Consider the following 16,629-nt stretch of genomic DNA (forward strand, 5'->3'; position numbering starts at 1 on the left):
GCCTTTTCGCCACGTAGTGGATTTTGCTTATGTCTGCTTGGACCTGGGAGCCGTAGCTAGACATAGAAAAGCACTTGGGAGCTTTTGATGCTATCCAAGTGCTTATCCTAGAAAGCTTGTGAATTGATTTGTATTGGAGCTTTACCTCTAGGAATTTCAACCTTATCAACTGATTTTGCTTCTAATGATTCGGTTATATATTGTATGGCTTTATTCGGATTCATTCTTTTTCCGCACGTATATACATCAATACTTGCATACGCATGTTCAGGAAAACTATGAATGGTTAAATGAGACTCAGATATAAGTACAACACCACTGATACCTTGTGGAGAAAACTTATGAAAAGTTACTTCTCTTACTTCCGCACCAGCTTTTAATGCCGCTTCCACAAGAATTTGTTCATTATATTCCATATCATTTAATTTCTCGATTTTACATTCCCATAGCTCAGCAATTAGGTGTGTCCCAACCGTATCCATTCCCTATCCCCCAGAACAAAGGTCTATTTTATCAAACTACTACGGGGGAGAACATTTACAGAAACTCTTTCCCTTCAAGTAGCTTAATTGAAAAGATTTCAAATTAAATCATCCATTTTGATTCTATCTCGTAAAGTACCAAATAGTATATAACTTTATTAGGTGGATTGCAAGACCGAATAACAAGGACCAGAGAGTATTCGACTGCATAAGTAAGCCCCATAACGTAGCGTCCTTTTATCACCACGTAATGGGCTTACTTATAACAGCTTGCACCTTAAGGCCGAAAGCGGAAAGCGCGCGCGTATAGTATCCCTATAATATATAAAACAACTATGACGATGACATCGAGGGGATGGTTTCATTAACCAATTTATTTCCGACTAATCTTGCTAAATCAACAACCCGGCAGGAATAGCCCCATTCATTATCATACCACGCTAATACCTTCACCTTTTTATCTTCTAATACAATCGTGGATAAACCATCTATGATAGAAGAGCTTGATGTTGTCGTATAATCAATGGATACCAAAGGCTCTTCACTATAATCAAGAATCCCTTTCAGACGACCTTCAGCATCCTTTTGAAAGGCTCTGTTAATCTCTTCAGCCGTTACATTTTGATTAAGATCTACAACTAAGTCAACTAACGACACATTTGGTGTAGGAACTCTTAGTGCCATACCATGAAGCTTTCCCTTTAAGTGTGGTAATACCTCACCAATCGCCTTAGCAGCTCCAGTAGATGTAGGAATAATGGATTGAGTGCAGGAACGTGCTCTGCGTAAATCATTATGAGGATTATCCATATTATTTTGATCGTTCGTAAAGGCATGAACTGTCGTCATCATACCATTTTTAATCCCAAAATAATCATCTAATACTTTTACTACCGGTGCCAAGCAATTTGTTGTACAGGAAGCATTAGAAATAATATGATGACAATCAGCCTCATATCGATTCTCATTGACACCGATTACAAATGTTCCATCAATTTCTTTTCCTGGAGCTGTAATAATCACTTTTTGAGCTCCTGCCTCTAAATGCAATGAGGCTTTATCTTTCGTTTTAAATTTCCCGGTTGCTTCAATGACAATATCTACCCCTAACTCCTTCCAGGGAAGAAGTTCAGGGTTACGTTGAGAAACGAGCTTTACAAATTGTCCATCGACTTCAATTCCATCCAAATGTGCTTTTACTTCCTTTTCAAAACGGCCGTGAATGCTGTCATACTTAATTAAGTGTGCTAAGGTTTCAGGAGGATAACTTGCGTTTATGGCCACAACATTAAAGCTCTTATCTATTATTGCTTGTCGCAACACCATCCGTCCGATTCTTCCAAATCCATTTATTGCTATTCGATGCTTCTCCATAAGAACCTTTTCCTCCCCATCTCCAATTTATGTTACACTTTTTAATAATAGTATAGCATAATTAATCAAATAGTGTGAAGAAAATATAACCTAATAAAACATATGCCCGCATATGGTAAATCATTTCCACTTAAGATGAAATCATTATTTAGGTACTCAGTATTCTTAAAGAAAGCAGCCCATAAAAAAATGCTGACTCAAATTTAATGAGTCAGCAACCTTCAAATAAATCCCATTTCTGTAGCAATTTTTTCACTTGTTCTCTTGTCTCCTGAATGGCCCTTTCATTATTTATCACCGCATCCGCCATCTCCGCTTTCTCCTTCACAGACATTTGTGACTGGATTCGCTGTAATGCTTCGTCTTTTGTACTATTATCTCGTTCCATCAGACGCTTAAGTTGAATATCTCTACTTACATAAACGACAACCGTTCGATCAACAAAATCGGTTAGTTTACTTTCAAAAAGTAAAGGAATATCCAAAACAACAGCACGATGACCTTCGTTTACGTAACGATCACGATCTTCAAGCATTTTTCTGCGCACTTCTGGATGTACAATGTTGTTTAATTGCTTTCGTTTAGTATTATCTGTAAATACGATAGAACCTAATTTTTTTCGGTTAATGGTCCCATCTTCATACAAAATTTTTTCTCCAAAGGTTTTTACAATCGTTTGATAAGCCCTTTCCCCAGGCTCAACAACTTTTCTTGAGATTTGATCTGCATCTACAATAGGTAATCCTTCTTCTTGTAAAATTCTTGAAACTGTACTTTTTCCCGTTGCAATACTGCCAGTTAAACCTATGACTAGTGCCATGTTTTAACCCCTTTATACTAAGATAATTTAAGAAATCCAAGCAAAATTAAAATAATACCAGGAAGGAAAGCAAATTTTTCAACCCAATTCCATTTGGATAAAAAGTAGCCGCTTTTTGTACCTATAAATAAAAAAAGGCTGGACATTACAGCGATACAACTTGCAGTGAATAAGGCAGAAAAACCAAATATAGCCGCACCAATACCAGCACCAAAAGCATCCAGGGATAGAGCTGTACCTAAAACGAAAGCCTCAAATCCTTTAATATCCCCTGAGGAATCGATATCAGCCCGATTCGGATCCTTTAAAATCTGAATGACAACGCCAAGAGATTTGATTTCCCATTTAAATAGAAATGATTTTTCATTAGGTTTGACATCACTTTGATCACGAAAAAATTGATAAATTACCCAAAGACCAATTCCGATAAAAAGGATGCCCCCTATAATATCCGCAATGGCAGGAGAAAAAAGCCCAACAACCTGTTTTCCAATAAACATTGCGAATGAAAATACAATAGCCGTAACCAAACCAATATATAGTAGAGATTTCATTGGAATTCTGACTTTGCGAAGACCAAATGTAAATCCAGCGGTAAAACTATCTAAACTAACGGCAAAACTAAGTAAGCATAACGTTATCCATTCTGCCATATGAACGGCTCCCTCCTGCAAAAGTCTAGACTATTATATGGAGAGAACCTTTTCTTCGTGCCATTCCACAATTATTTTTGCTTCTGACAATTTGGGCAAATATGGGTACCTCTGCCACCTACTTTTATCTTTTCAATCATATGACCACAGCGCTTGCATTTTTGACCCTCGCGACCATAAGCAAATAGCTGTAATTGAAATAAGCCTATTTCTCCCAGACTATTTAAATAGGAACGAATGGTGGTGCCACCCGCAGCAATGGCATCATTAAGGGTGCTTTCCACTTCCTTTGCTAACACAGAGCATTCAGGTTTTGTAAGATTTGAGGCCATGGTTAATGGATGAATCTTACTTCTGAATAATGCTTCATCAACATAAATATTGCCTAATCCTGCAACAACCGTCTGATCTAACAATACATTTTTTATATTTCGAGTGGTTCTCTGGCATTTTTGAAATAGATAATTTGCTGTAAATGTATCATCAAAGGGCTCAGGTCCTAACTTACTGAGCGGTGGAAGAGAATATTCCTCACCCTTTTGGTACAAGTGCATGGTGCCAAATTTTCTTACATCTTTATATCTAAGCTCCGTTCCATCGGTAAAATGGAAAATGACATGTGTATGTTTATCGATAGAATCGTTTTGCTCATGGATGGCATATTTTCCTTCCATTCTTAAGTGCGAAATAAGGACATGATGATCCAAATAAAAAAGCAGAAATTTCCCTTTTCGTCCCAGATTGGAAATAGTCTGTCCCTTTATTTCTTCTTGAAAAACCTCTGGTTCTTTCGGATATTGAATGATATTTTCCCATCGTATCGTTACATCCTGAATCGTTTTACCTAACACAATTTGTTTTAATGTCTTTTTAACGGTTTCAACCTCAGGTAGTTCTGGCATTTTGCTTCGCTCCCTAGTTACTTCGCATCAAACCATGTATCTCCACAGGCAAAGTCTACTTTTAAAGGTACATCCAATTGTACGGTATTTTCCATAACCTCCAACAGCGTTTGTTGTAGCCTTTCAATTTCGTGCTTAGGTGCTTCTAAAATAAGCTCATCATGAACCTGAAGCAGTAATTTTGCTTCAAAATTCTCTTCTTCAAGTCGAGCTGCTAAATCAATCATGGCCTTTTTAATAATATCAGCAGCACTGCCTTGTATAGGAGTATTCATTGCCGTGCGTTCTGCAAAGCTGCGGCGATTAAAGTTGCGGCTTGTAATTTCAGGTAAATAACGACGACGGTTCATAATCGTTGTTACATAACCATTTTGCTTTGCTTCTTTTACGATTTGATCCATATAAGCTTTTACACCAGGAAAGCTTTCAAAATAGGTTTCAATAAACGCCTTTGCTTCTTTTCTGGTAATTCCTAAACTTTGGCTTAGGCCATAATCACTGATTCCATATACAATCCCAAAATTTACGGCTTTCGCCTGGCGACGCATATTAGAGGTCACCTTATCGTCATCCACTTTAAAAACATCCATGGCTGTTTTGGTATGAATATCCAAATTATTTTGAAAGGCATCGATTAACTTTTCATCTCCAGCAATATGGGCAAGCACTCTCAACTCAATTTGTGAATAATCACCTGCAAAAATCACCCAATCTTCTTTTGATGGAATAAAGGCCTGGCGAATTTTCCGTCCTTCCTCCAGTCGAATCGGGATGTTTTGTAAATTTGGTTCTGTAGAGCTTAGTCGCCCGGTCTGCGTCAAAGCCTGGTTAAACCTTGTATGGATTTTTTGTTCTCCTTCGTCTACTACTTTTAATAAACCTTCTATATATGTTGATTGTAATTTTCCTAACTGACGATATAATAATATTTTCGGCATGATCTCATGCTTATCCTTTAATTGCTCCAGGACATCAGCTGCTGTAGAGTAGCCTGTTTTAGTCTTTTTAATAACTGGAAGCTCCAATTTTTCAAAGAGAATATGCCCAAGCTGTTTAGGAGAATTAATATTAAAGCTTTCTCCTGCTAATTCATAAATTTCCTGTTCTAATGTATTTAACCGCTCCTTTAATTCTGCACCCATTTCATTTAAGCGATCTGTATCGACTTGTACACCATAATACTCCATTTCACCTAAAACGGCTGCTAACGGAAGCTCCAAATCGGTATATAAATGATATTGGTCATTTTCCTTAAGCTTATCGACTATCGAATCTTTTAATTGAAAAATTGCATTAGCTTTTCTTACCACATGTTCGGACATTACTTCCTCTTCAGGAACCTTCTGCTTAGCTCCTTTGCCATATACTTCTTCATCATAAGAAAGATTATAAAAATCCATTCGTTGGCTGATGGAAGGAACATCATGATGGTTTTCTGCTGGATTTATAATATAAGAGGCAAGCAACATATCAAAGCTTATCCCTTTAATATCTATCTCCTGTCTTTTAAGTGCTACCGTCACACGCTTAGCATCAAACACAAACTTCTCCTGCTTTTCGTCTTCCGCCCAAGCTTTGAATGCTTCCGAGTTCAGAGCGACCTCTGTAGGTATAAAATAGTTTCCCTTATGGTTTACGACTGCGAAACCTAAAACAGTTCCATAATAATAATGCTCCTCAAGCATTTCAAGAAACAGAGCGTCCTTGCCACTAAATAAATCTGATTTAACGTCTTCTATAAGACGATATTCGATTTCTTCAAGAGAGTTGGTCTCCTGCTCCGTTTCATAATCTCCACCTTCAATCCGATTAAGTAATGAATGAAAGCCTAATTCTTTAAAGAGCTCCAGTACTCTTTGGGGCTTATAGCCATTATATGTAATGTCATTCAGCTTAACTTTAATAGGAGATTCCCGATTAATCGTAGCCAGCTCTTTACTCATAAAGGCATCATCTTTATGATTTTCCAGTTTTTCTTTTAATTTTTTACCATTAATCTGATCCAGGTTTTCATATATAGCCTCTAAAGTACCAAATTGTTTTAACAATTTGACTGCTGTCTTTTCACCTACACCAGGGATACCAGGGATATTATCAGAGCTATCCCCCATTAGAGCCTTCATATCTACTACTTGATCTGGACGAATGCCTACCTTCTCTTCTAAAAATTCAGGGGTGTAATTTTCAATATTGGTTACTCCCTTTTTAGTTAAAGAGACATTCACACCCTTGTCCACTAATTGCAGAAGGTCACGGTCTCCCGAGATAACTTTAACGTCCATGTCGTCCTGTTTTGCTTCGTTGGACATGGTTCCGATAATATCATCTGCTTCATATTGATCCAATTCATAATGAGAAATATCAAAAGCTCCAAGTAACTCTTTTACCAGTGGAAATTGCTCTGAAAGCTCAGAAGGTGTTTTTTGACGTCCACCTTTATACTCTGTGTAGGTTTTATGTCGAAAGGTTGTTTTCCCTGCATCAAAAGCAACTAACAAATGAGATGGTTTTTCTTCCTCTAAAATTCGTAAAAGCATTGTCGTAAAGCCATATACGGCATTCGTATATACACCTTTTTCATTGTTCAATAATGGTAAGGCAAAAAAGGCACGATATAATATACTATTGCCATCAACCAAAACTAGTTTTTCAGACATTTTCCCACTCCTCATATCAACTCAAATAAAAGACGTTTCTTTCCTTCTATTTTATCATGTATTGAATAAGAAGGAAAAAAACGTCTCATCTATTTATTCTTCACCAAAATAACCTAACAATGCTCTTGCATAAGGCGAGTCATGGGGGAGAATGATTGTGGTTTGATCATCAACCGTTGACTTATAGGATTCAAGCGTGCGATATAAACGGTAGAATTCGGGATCTTTAGAAAATGCCTTATTATAAATCTGTGCTGCTTCCTGTTCTCCTTCTGCACGAATTTTTTCTGCATCCGCGCTTGCTGTTGATAACATTTCCTGTACTTCACGATCTGTCTCAGCCATGATACGGCTCTTTTCAGCCTCTCCCTGAGATAAGTACTCCTGTGCTTTTGATTCTCTTTCTGAAATCATTCTCGTATAAACGGTTTGCTCGTTATCTGTAGGTAAATCGGTTCGTTTAATCCGGACGTCCCTTACTTTAGCACCGTAATCACTTAACAGTTCATTTACCCTTTCTGTGATTCTGGTATTCAGATTACTTCTTGAGGACTTCTCATCATTAACAATTTCCTCATAATTCATTTGACCTAATTCCGTTCGAACTGTTGAAAATATAAATTCTCCCATACGGGACTGGGCACCGACCACCGTTTTTGCTGTATTTATCATCTGCGTTGGATCGGTAATATGCCACACCGCATAGTTATCTATGATAATCCGTTTTTTATCTAATGTATTAATCTCCTGTTCTTCCATATCATAACTTAGATTTTTATTCGGCAATGTTGTCGTTGTTTGAATAAAAGGAACTTTAAAATGCAGACCTGGTTCTTCTTCCACACGAACAACTTCTCCAAACTGACGAACAACTTTATATTCTCCCTCTTTAGTGATCATCATACTGTTAAACACCGTAATCAATGCGAGAATCAGTATGAGAATAGAAAGGCCAACTTTTATATACTTTCTAAAATTTACTGGTTTGGATTTTTTCATATCAAAGACCTTTTCATCACTCATTATCATTGCCCCCTTCTTCTGTCTCTGTATTGTCCGAATTCTGGTCCGTTTGTTCCTCTCCTGGGCGAATGGTTTGCGTATTATTTGTATTATTATTTAACGGCAAATATTGAAGTGTATTTCCATCTTCATTTAAAATATAGACCTTAGCATCCGGCAGAACTTCTTCAAGGGTCTCAATTACAAGGCGATCTCTCGTAACATTTGGGGAATTCATATATTCTTCATATAATGCATTGAATTTTGCTACATCCCCTCTTGCCTTTTCAACTCGTTCTACTTTGTCACCTTCAGCTCGGGAAATTATGGCATCCTTTTCCCCTGATGCCTCTTCCAGTTGCTGATTTTTATATTTTTCTGCTTCATTTTTCTTTGTATTCTTCGTTTCTCTAGCATCTGTTACTTTTGTGAAAGCTTTACGAACATCCTCATTCGGTAAGTCAACTTCTTGTAGTTTAACATCAACAATCGAAATGCCGATATCATAATCTGTTATTAAATTAGTAAGTACATCCCGAACATCATTTTCAATTTCCGCTTTTCCAGAAGTTAAGGCATCATCAATCTCAGATGACCCAATAATTCCTCTTAAGGAAGCTGAAGTAGCATTCTCTAAAACTCCCTTTGGATCCGTAGAGTTAAACAAGTATTTTTCTGGTTCTGTAATTCTCCATTGCACAACTAAATCAGCTAGAACAATATTTTCATCACCAGTAATCATCCTAATCACATCAGCATCATCCTGATTTTCAGGATCATAACCAAAGTCTAAGCTAAAAGTTTCCTGTGATAAGGTCTCTACCGTTTGAATCGGCCATGGTAATTTAAAATGAAGACCCGGCTCTGTATTGGTTTCCTCGGCTTCTCCAAGTGTAACCACTACAGCTTGTTCTGATTCATCTACTGTATACCAGCTTGTTGCAACTGATATCCCTAAAATAATAATGATAATTGCGAATCCAATCCACATATATATCCGACGTAAGCTCATGTGGTGCCCTCCCCATGTATTTGTTTCATCTTTTTTACAGTTGTATCTACGAATAAAACTGTAAAATGTTTCAATCCAATAAAAAAAGATAGAGACTTTTGTCTCTATCAAAGTGAAAATTAAGATGAAAGGGATTCATGTTTAGAATATCAGGGAATTATTTATCTGCTGTTAATTCATGATGAAGGATTTGTAAATTCCTTTGGTAAAATAACAGAAAATGTTGTACCTTTATTTACTTCACTTTCTACTTCAATTTTTCCATTATGTGCCTCAACGATATGTTTCACAATCGCAAGTCCTAATCCTGTTCCACCGGAATTCCTGCTCCTTGCTTTATCTACACGATAAAAACGCTCAAAAATCCTGGGCAGATGTTCACTTGGTATTCCAATACCGGTATCTCTTACAGTTAATTTTATATCATTCTCGTGTTCATCCATATTGATATAAATATGTTCTCCCTCGGGTGTATAATGTATCGCATTCGTAACTAAATTCAATAAAAGCTGGGTGAAGCGGCTTGAATCAACTTCCAGTTTTAAATCTGGATCAACATCCACGTTAATTTCAATTTCTTTTTCTTCAGCAGAGTGACGCACCAGAGAAAGCACATCATCAATCAAACTTCTTATCGTTACTTTTTGAATGTTTAATTGTAAATCTTCTTTTTCTAATTTGGATAGTTCTAAAAGGTCACTGATTAATAGTTGCAGTCTTCCGCTTTCTTTATAAATAATCGATAAAAATTGCTCTCGTACTTCAGGATCCTCCTGTGCCCCACCTAGTAAAGTTTCGGCAAAGCCTTTAATGGACGTAATGGGAGTCTTCAGCTCATGGGAAACATTAGCAACAAAATCTTTTCTCATTTCTTCAAGGCGCTTTAAGTCCGTAATATCATGGAAGACGAGAACGACACCTTTCCATTCTTTTGAGTGATTAAAAATAGGTGCTCCAGAAATCATAAAAAAGCGTCTTTCAATGTCCAGTGATACAACCATTGTCTTTTGGATATTCTTTTCAAACATAAAAACATCTCTGACCGTATCATGTACATCTTCATAAGAAAGAGCCTCATAATATAAATATCCCAAATAGGAGGATGATTCCCCTTTAAAAGTATTTAGAAATGCTCGATTCACTAATTGGATATATCCTTTTTCATTAATTAAAATTAACCCACTATCCATATTCTCTACAACAGCCATTAAACGATCATTCTGGATTTCCCGCTGCAGATTCATCTCATATAAATTACGGGCAAGCAGGTTGATGGAATTGGTTAATTGTCCTGTTTCACCATACTGTGTTTCATAAGTGCGAGCGTTATAATTGCCTTCTGCCAACTGACGGGCTACCTGTGATGCACTTCGTATTGGCCGTACATATTTATCCATAAAATGATATCCAATAATAAAAATCACGATAAGGACCATTAATAAGACAACACTGATAAATAACCAGATATTTGCAGTCATTCCCGTAACAGAATCCGTCGGTAAAACAAATACGATGTAACCTTCATGATTAACTAGCCATTCTTTTGTATAAAACAAACCTTCATGTAATATACGCTTATCATTGTCCAGTTCGGTTACATTGTTTTGAATAACCCGATTGATTTCAGCTGGAGAATTATCAGAAACCTGTCCCGCTGTATTTAAAAGCAGCTCATCTTCGTGATTATACAGTAAAACTCCTAAATCAAGCTGGTCACTCACACCTCCTACTTGTTCCAGTTTACTTTGTGACAGATTATCGGTTTCATTAAGTAAATTTACGATATAAGAACCTTCTGATGATACCCTTTCATCAACAGCATCAAGAGTGAATTTTTTCGTAATTTGAACGAGCAAAAATCCAATAAGAACCATACTTGCAATAAGTAAAATGGCATATGTCAGAAAAGTACGAGAGGAAGATCTACTCATTTACTTCGGCCCCTCCAATTTATAGCCAAGCCCTCTGATCGTTTTTATATAAACCGGTTTCTTCGTATCTGGTTCGATTTTTTCCCGTAAATGACTTATATGAACATCTACAATTCTTGTATCACCAACAAAATCATAATTCCATACAGCACTTAGAAGCTGGTCTCTGGAAAGTACTTTGCCAAAATGCCGGGCAAGATACAGAAGAAGTTCAAATTCTTTTGGTGTAAATTCTAATAGCTGACCATTCATATAAGTTTCATATTGATCAGGGTATATGACCAATTCTTTAATGACGATTTCTTCACTTTTATCTTCATCATCCTGTTTTTTAAAACGTCTTAAAATGGCTTTTATACGTGCTACAACTTCACGCGGGCTAAAAGGTTTGGTTAAATAATCATCTGCTCCTATTTCCAAGCCGAGTACTCGGTCGAGCTCTTCATCCTTCGCAGTTAACATTAAGATTGGTACTTCAATACCTTTGTGACGCAGCTGTCTGCACACTTCCATCCCATCTAGTTTTGGCAGCATTAAATCCAAAATAATTAAATCAAAATATTTCTGTTCAGCCATATTTAATGCCTGTTCCCCATCGTATACCGCTTCTGTTTCAAAACCAGATTGTTCGATATTGTACTTTAACAGCGTTACAATAGATTCTTCATCATCTACTATCAAAATTCGTTTCCCCATTTAACCACCTCAACCGTATATTTTATCTCCATCATATAATGAACATGTAAAAATAAAAACCAGTGTGTTAAAAAATTTACACGATATTTACAATCCTCTAGCCGAAAATATTAGTGGAAGTTTTCAAGAGAGCGGCTAATAATCGATTCTGCCTGATAAGGTGGACATACTTCCATTTCCCCTTCTATTACTATATCCTCAACCGAATCAGTTGCATAGACTTGAAGACTTACACGATGATTGGATTCATCTATCTTTATGATTTCCAGCTTTAAGTGAATTTCATCATCATGATAGACTGGTTTGGGATAAGAGAGTTGATTTCCGGTTATATGACTGCCTGGTCCAGGTAAATGGGTTGTAACAATCGTTGAAATAAATCCATATAGCATTACAGAAGGCACAAGAGGTCGTTTGTATGGGGTTTGAGAAGCATAATCATGTTGAATATACAACGGATTCGAATCGTCTGTTAAGCCTAAATACAGTAATAAATCCTTATCGTATATCTTTACCTTTTTTTCATATTGCTCACCTATCTGTAAATCATGGATTAGCCGTCCAAGTTTTCTTTTCTTAAATAACATACATTCCACCCCTCTTTATGTAAGCGTTTTCCCTAAAGTTTGTAAAAAGAATCCGGGAACATTCCCGAATTCTTTTACCTTAACTTTATGATAATACTTTTAATACATTTTTGACAGAGTCAGCAGATTTATCCAGTGCCGCTTTTTCATCATCTGTTAAATCCAGCTCAATGACTTCTTCGATCCCATTACCACCCAGAATAGTTGGTACACCTAAATAGATTCCTTCGTATCCATATTCACCTTCAAGATAAGCGATGGAAGGTAATATTCTGCGTTGGTCTTTCAGAATGGCTTCTGTCATTTGAGTTAAAGATGCAGCAGGTGCATAGTAGGCACTTCCGTTTCCTAATAGTCCTACAATCTCCCCTCCGCCTTTACGAGTACGTTCTATGATTGCCTCGATACGATCTTGTGAAAGGAGTTTTTCTAATGGGATTCCGCCAGCATAGGAATATCTAATGAGGGGAACCATATCATCTCCGTGCCCACCTAAAACAAAACCTGTAATATCCTTCACAGAAAGATTTAACTCCTGAGCAACGAAGGTACGGAAACGAGCTGTATCCAGTACACCTGATTGACCAATGACTCTGTTTTTAGGAAATCCTGATTCTTTAAATACTGCATACGTCATTGCATCAACAGGATTTGTTAATACTACAATGAGGCAATCAGGTGAATATTTCACGATATCTTTCGTTACAGTTTTCATAATTTTGGCGTTGGTACTTACTAAATCATCACGGCTCATACCTGGTTTACGAGCAATACCTGCAGTAATGATGACAAGGTCAGAATCTTTAGTATCTTCATAATTGGACGTTCCGATAATATGGGAATCAAAACCTTGCACAGGGCTTGCCTCTAACATATCCAAAGCTTTCCCTTTCGTTGGGTCCTCCATATCCGGAACATCCACTAACACGACATCTGCAAGCTCTTTTTGAGCAATCATAAGTGCAGTTGTAGCTCCCGTAAAACCAGCGCCAATAACCGAAACCTTCTTCCGTTGAATTGCCATGATGTTTTCCTCCTTACTTTTTTCTACTATTCCATATTTTTAATGAGTTCATCACCAAATTCGGAACATTTCACTTCAGTAGCACCATCCATTAAGCGGGCAAAGTCATAAGTAACAACTTTACTTGCAATGGTTTTTTCCATTGCTTTTGTGACGAGGTTTGCAGCATCTCTCCATCCAATATGCTCAAGCATTAACACACCAGAAAGAATAATGGAGGAAGGGTTTACTTTGTCAAGGCCCGCATACTTAGGTGCTGTACCATGAGTCGCTTCAAAAATCGCATGGCCTGTTTCAAAGTTGATATTGGCTCCAGGTGCAATACCAATTCCACCTACTTGAGCTGCAAGTGCATCGGAAATGTAATCACCATTTAGATTCATCGTAGCTACAACATCAAATTCTTTTGGACGCGTCAAAATTTGTTGTAGGAAAATATCTGCAATGGCATCCTTCACAATAATTTTTCCTGCTTTTTCTGCTTCATCCTGTGCCTGATTAGCAGCTTCTTTTCCTTTCTCCTCTACAATACGGTCATATTTAGCCCAGGTAAATACTTTGTCACCGTATTCTTGTTCTGCTACTTCATAACCCCAGTTTTTGAAGGATCCTTCAGTGAATTTCATAATATTTCCCTTATGAACAAGTGTTACACTCTTACGTCCTTCTTTTAAAGCATAGTCAATTGCTGCTCGGACTAAACGTTTAGTTCCTTCCTCAGAAACCGGTTTAACCCCAATACCTGATGTTTCAGGGAAACGAATTTTATGTACTCCCATTTCATTTTGAAGGAATTCAATCACTTTTTTCACTTCAGGACTGCCTTCCTGCCATTCAATCCCTGCATAAATGTCTTCAGTGTTTTCACGGAAAATCGCCATATCTGTATCTTCAGGTCTCTTTACTGGGGAAGGTACCCCTTCAAAGTAACGTACTGGACGAAGACAAGTGAATAAATCTAATTCTTGTCTGAGTGCCACGTTAAGAGAACGAATTCCTCCGCCAATAGGAGTGGTTAATGGTCCTTTAATAGCGATTTTATAATCACGAATCGTTTCTAATGTTTCATCTGGAAGCCATTCTCCAGTTTGATCATAGGCTTTTTGTCCAGCTAATACTTCTTTCCATTCAATCTTTTTCTCCCCATTATAAGCTTTTTCTACAGCTGCTTCTATAACACGGGAGGCAGAAGCCCAAATATCCGGACCAGTTCCATCTCCTTCAATAAAGGGAATAACTGGGTGATTCGGTACATTCATTTTTCCATTTTCAACTGTAATTCTTTCACTCATGTTTTATACCTCCTATAATGTGTACTTTGATGTCCAACTCTAATCATATGTTACATCATACTTCAATGCAAAAAGTTACAAATAGCACTTGGCACTGAAGCAGGATTACCCCATTATCAAACTATAATTCACTCTTCCTTCATGACAAGAAGCCAAATGTATTTGGCTTCTTGTGTAAAACCTGAAAATGAAGAACGCTTTTAACTATTGCCGAAATAAATAGATCCTATCGATTGTCAACAGACACATAAACTTGCTTTTTAGGGCCTACATATTCCGCACGTGGACGAATGAGACGGTTGTTTTCATATTGTTCTAGAATATGAGCTAACCAGCCTGATACACGACTTACAGCAAAAATTGGTGTAAATAAGTCATGATCAATGCCTAAACTATGATAAACAGAAGCTGAATAGAAGTCCACATTTGCTGGAAGACCTTTTTCTTCTTTCATGTAGTTTTCAATTTTCACAGACATGTCATACCATTTGGATTGACCTGTTAAGTGTGTTAGATGCTCTGACATTTTACGCAAATGTTTTGCACGCGGATCACCCTGACGATATACACGATGCCCCATTCCCATAATTTTTTCTTTGTTTGCGAGCTTTTGTTCAATATAATCTATTGCATTTTCTGGTTCACCGATTTCGGTTAACATCTTCATTACTCGCTCATTTGCCCCGCCATGAAGCGGTCCTTTCAGGGCTCCAATAGCAGAGGTAATTCCGGAATAAATATCAGATAAGGTCGCCACACATACTCGAGCAGTAAATGTCGATGCATTCAGCTCATGATCAGCATGCAAGATTAAAGCTTTGTTAATCGCTTCCACTTCAATGTCTTCTGCTTCCTTCCCATTTAACATATATAAGAAGTTCGCAGCAAAACTTAAGTCTTTTCGTGGTGAAACAGGCTTATCTCCTTGACGAATTCGTGCAAATGCTGCAACAACAGCTGGCAATTTAGCCTGCAAGCGAACAGCCTTTCTGCGATTAGCCTCTTCTTCCATTTCATCTGCTTCTTCATCATATAATCCTAACATTGATACTGAAGTTCGCAGAGCAGCCATTGGATGTACGGAGTTTAAATCATAGGACTTTAAGTGATCAATGACCTCTTTTGGAAGTTCCATATTGTTCGCTAAATCTTTTTTAAAATTTTGTAACTCGTCTAATTTTGGCAGTCGTTTGTTCCATAAAAGAAATATGACTTCCTCAAAACTTGAATTCTCAGCCAAATCATCAATGGAATAGCCAACATATGTAAGTTGGTCATCAATGATAGAACTTATTGAGGATTCTGTTGCGACGATACCTTCAAGTCCTTTAGTTCCTGCCATGTAAACTCTCTCCTTTACGTAAAAAATTTCCCCACTTGTTTTGATAAAAATAATAAGTACGTCATAAAAAAATGACGGAAGTTGGTTTTTGCTACACTTTCAAAACCTTTTAAGATTTTAAAAAAGTATAATAAAAGAAAACGCTTTTAAATAAAATTTACGGATGAATCCTTATAGCTACATCCATATTCAATTATAAACAAAATTCAGGAGAATGTGAAATTATTTTATACAATTAAATCAGAATTTTTTAGCATCAATCACTATTTAATTTTTTAGTAATGAAGTCCAAAGTCAAATAAAAAAGAACGGATGCCCGTTATGATGAATCAGGGTACCCGCTCTTTTATCCTTCTGAAAAATCCCATATTTTCCACTTATGCTAATAATTGGACGAAGAAGTCTACTCCTTTTATGACTAAAAATGAAATTCCTGCACCAATTAAAGGGCCAACTGCAACACCATTGAATAGTACAACACCTAAAATGGTACCGATAACCAAAGCTGTTGTTAAATGGGGATCACTGGATAAAAGGGTAAGACCGTCTTTTGCTACATAGGCTACAAAAATACCTGCAGCTAAACATATCCATGCATAATATGTTTTAATACTTTCGAGTAAATCCTTAAACCCTATATCTCCGGATGCTATTGGGGCTAGTACCGCCACGGTAATTACAATCACTCCGATACTAATTCCTTTTGCCTCTAAGTAGGGAAGCACTTTATCCTCGATGTTAAATAATTTAATCCCTAATAAAATATAAACGGCAACCATAATTGCCTGATTTTTTGCAATAAATCCTAATAGCAATAATATAAATAAAAATATAGTAGATTGGGATAGCATGTCT

The 16,629-nt window shown here is 37.0% G+C and carries 15 protein-coding genes; all 15 read right to left on the reverse strand.

Annotated elements, in window-relative coordinates; all coding sequences use genetic code 11:
- Positions 1-107: 107 nt before the first annotated feature.
- The 15 genes from speD to BMX63_RS12310 all read right to left on the reverse strand — a co-directional run bounded on the left by speD (position 108) and on the right by BMX63_RS12310 (position 16,625).
- Positions 108-482: an adenosylmethionine decarboxylase gene (gene speD / locus BMX63_RS12240; protein WP_093136058.1), complete on the reverse strand. Its 375-nt coding sequence runs from the start codon at positions 480-482 to the stop codon at positions 108-110.
- 333 nt (positions 483-815) lie between these two features.
- On the reverse strand, positions 816-1,856 hold the full coding sequence (locus BMX63_RS12245) for a glyceraldehyde-3-phosphate dehydrogenase (protein WP_093136062.1): 1,041 nt from the start codon (positions 1,854-1,856) through the stop codon (positions 816-818).
- Positions 1,857-2,067: 211 nt separating this feature from the next.
- On the reverse strand, positions 2,068-2,676 hold the full coding sequence (coaE, locus tag BMX63_RS12250; RefSeq protein ID WP_093136064.1) for a dephospho-CoA kinase: 609 nt from the start codon (positions 2,674-2,676) through the stop codon (positions 2,068-2,070).
- 17 nt (positions 2,677-2,693) lie between these two features.
- Positions 2,694-3,329, reverse strand: coding sequence for a sporulation membrane protein YtaF (gene ytaF, locus BMX63_RS12255; RefSeq protein ID WP_093136067.1), 636 nt, complete (start codon positions 3,327-3,329; stop codon positions 2,694-2,696).
- A 71-nt stretch (positions 3,330-3,400) separates the two neighbouring features.
- Complete coding sequence (mutM, locus tag BMX63_RS12260) at positions 3,401-4,231, reverse strand: DNA-formamidopyrimidine glycosylase (RefSeq protein ID WP_093136070.1); 831 nt, start codon at positions 4,229-4,231, stop codon at positions 3,401-3,403.
- 17 nt (positions 4,232-4,248) lie between these two features.
- Entirely contained in the window at positions 4,249-6,888 is a 2,640-nt protein-coding gene (gene polA / locus BMX63_RS12265; protein ID WP_093136073.1) for a DNA polymerase I, read from the reverse strand.
- A gap of 93 nt (positions 6,889-6,981) precedes the next feature.
- Positions 6,982-7,911 carry a protease modulator HflC gene (hflC, locus tag BMX63_RS12270; RefSeq protein ID WP_093136076.1) on the reverse strand — a complete coding sequence of 310 codons (930 nt, stop codon included), beginning with the start codon at positions 7,909-7,911 and terminating at the stop codon, positions 6,982-6,984.
- Complete coding sequence (hflK, locus tag BMX63_RS12275; RefSeq protein WP_093136079.1) at positions 7,904-8,902, reverse strand: FtsH protease activity modulator HflK; 999 nt, start codon at positions 8,900-8,902, stop codon at positions 7,904-7,906. Before hflK ends, hflC begins: the two co-directional genes overlap by 8 nt.
- A 176-nt stretch (positions 8,903-9,078) precedes the next feature.
- A complete protein-coding gene (gene pnpS / locus BMX63_RS12280) occupies positions 9,079-10,833 on the reverse strand; it encodes a two-component system histidine kinase PnpS (protein WP_093136082.1) in 1,755 nt (584 codons plus the stop codon).
- Positions 10,834-11,529, reverse strand: coding sequence for a response regulator transcription factor (locus BMX63_RS12285; protein ID WP_093136085.1), 696 nt, complete (start codon positions 11,527-11,529; stop codon positions 10,834-10,836).
- Between the two features lie 110 nt (positions 11,530-11,639).
- Positions 11,640-12,116, reverse strand: a complete 477-nt coding sequence (locus tag BMX63_RS12290; RefSeq protein WP_093136088.1) for a MaoC/PaaZ C-terminal domain-containing protein — start codon at positions 12,114-12,116, stop codon at positions 11,640-11,642.
- 85 nt (positions 12,117-12,201) lie between these two features.
- Positions 12,202-13,140: a malate dehydrogenase gene (mdh, locus tag BMX63_RS12295; RefSeq protein WP_093136092.1), complete on the reverse strand. Its 939-nt coding sequence runs from the start codon at positions 13,138-13,140 to the stop codon at positions 12,202-12,204.
- A gap of 26 nt (positions 13,141-13,166) precedes the next feature.
- Positions 13,167-14,432, reverse strand: coding sequence for an NADP-dependent isocitrate dehydrogenase (icd, locus tag BMX63_RS12300; protein WP_093136095.1), 1,266 nt, complete (start codon positions 14,430-14,432; stop codon positions 13,167-13,169).
- A gap of 226 nt (positions 14,433-14,658) precedes the next feature.
- Positions 14,659-15,774: a citrate synthase gene (citZ, locus tag BMX63_RS12305; RefSeq protein ID WP_093136098.1), complete on the reverse strand. Its 1,116-nt coding sequence runs from the start codon at positions 15,772-15,774 to the stop codon at positions 14,659-14,661.
- Positions 15,775-16,151: 377 nt separating this feature from the next.
- On the reverse strand, positions 16,152-16,625 hold the full coding sequence (locus BMX63_RS12310) for a DUF441 domain-containing protein (RefSeq protein ID WP_093136101.1): 474 nt from the start codon (positions 16,623-16,625) through the stop codon (positions 16,152-16,154).
- Positions 16,626-16,629: the final 4 nt, after the last annotated feature.

Source organism: Salinibacillus kushneri (genome assembly GCF_900111405.1).
In the GTDB taxonomy this organism is placed as follows: domain Bacteria; phylum Bacillota; class Bacilli; order Bacillales; family Alkalibacillaceae; genus Salinibacillus; species Salinibacillus kushneri.

What these genes read in the sequence shown, in the direction of transcription:
- speD (WP_093136058.1), bottom strand. Translation starts at nt 482, where the DNA reads ATGGATACGGTTGGGACACACCTAATTGCTGAGCTATGGGAATGTAAA.
- BMX63_RS12245 (WP_093136062.1), bottom strand. Translation starts at nt 1,856, where the DNA reads ATGGAGAAGCATCGAATAGCAATAAATGGATTTGGAAGAATCGGACGG.
- coaE (WP_093136064.1), bottom strand. Translation starts at nt 2,676, where the DNA reads ATGGCACTAGTCATAGGTTTAACTGGCAGTATTGCAACGGGAAAAAGT.
- ytaF (WP_093136067.1), bottom strand. Translation starts at nt 3,329, where the DNA reads ATGGCAGAATGGATAACGTTATGCTTACTTAGTTTTGCCGTTAGTTTA.
- mutM (WP_093136070.1), bottom strand. Translation starts at nt 4,231, where the DNA reads ATGCCAGAACTACCTGAGGTTGAAACCGTTAAAAAGACATTAAAACAA.
- polA (WP_093136073.1), bottom strand. Translation starts at nt 6,888, where the DNA reads ATGTCTGAAAAACTAGTTTTGGTTGATGGCAATAGTATATTATATCGT.
- hflC (WP_093136076.1), bottom strand. Translation starts at nt 7,911, where the DNA reads ATGAGTGATGAAAAGGTCTTTGATATGAAAAAATCCAAACCAGTAAAT.
- hflK (WP_093136079.1), bottom strand. Translation starts at nt 8,902, where the DNA reads ATGAGCTTACGTCGGATATATATGTGGATTGGATTCGCAATTATCATT.
- pnpS (WP_093136082.1), bottom strand. Translation starts at nt 10,833, where the DNA reads ATGAGTAGATCTTCCTCTCGTACTTTTCTGACATATGCCATTTTACTT.
- BMX63_RS12285 (WP_093136085.1), bottom strand. Translation starts at nt 11,529, where the DNA reads ATGGGGAAACGAATTTTGATAGTAGATGATGAAGAATCTATTGTAACG.
- BMX63_RS12290 (WP_093136088.1), bottom strand. Translation starts at nt 12,116, where the DNA reads ATGTTATTTAAGAAAAGAAAACTTGGACGGCTAATCCATGATTTACAG.
- mdh (WP_093136092.1), bottom strand. Translation starts at nt 13,140, where the DNA reads ATGGCAATTCAACGGAAGAAGGTTTCGGTTATTGGCGCTGGTTTTACG.
- icd (WP_093136095.1), bottom strand. Translation starts at nt 14,432, where the DNA reads ATGAGTGAAAGAATTACAGTTGAAAATGGAAAAATGAATGTACCGAAT.
- citZ (WP_093136098.1), bottom strand. Translation starts at nt 15,774, where the DNA reads ATGGCAGGAACTAAAGGACTTGAAGGTATCGTCGCAACAGAATCCTCA.
- BMX63_RS12310 (WP_093136101.1), bottom strand. Translation starts at nt 16,625, where the DNA reads ATGCTATCCCAATCTACTATATTTTTATTTATATTATTGCTATTAGGA.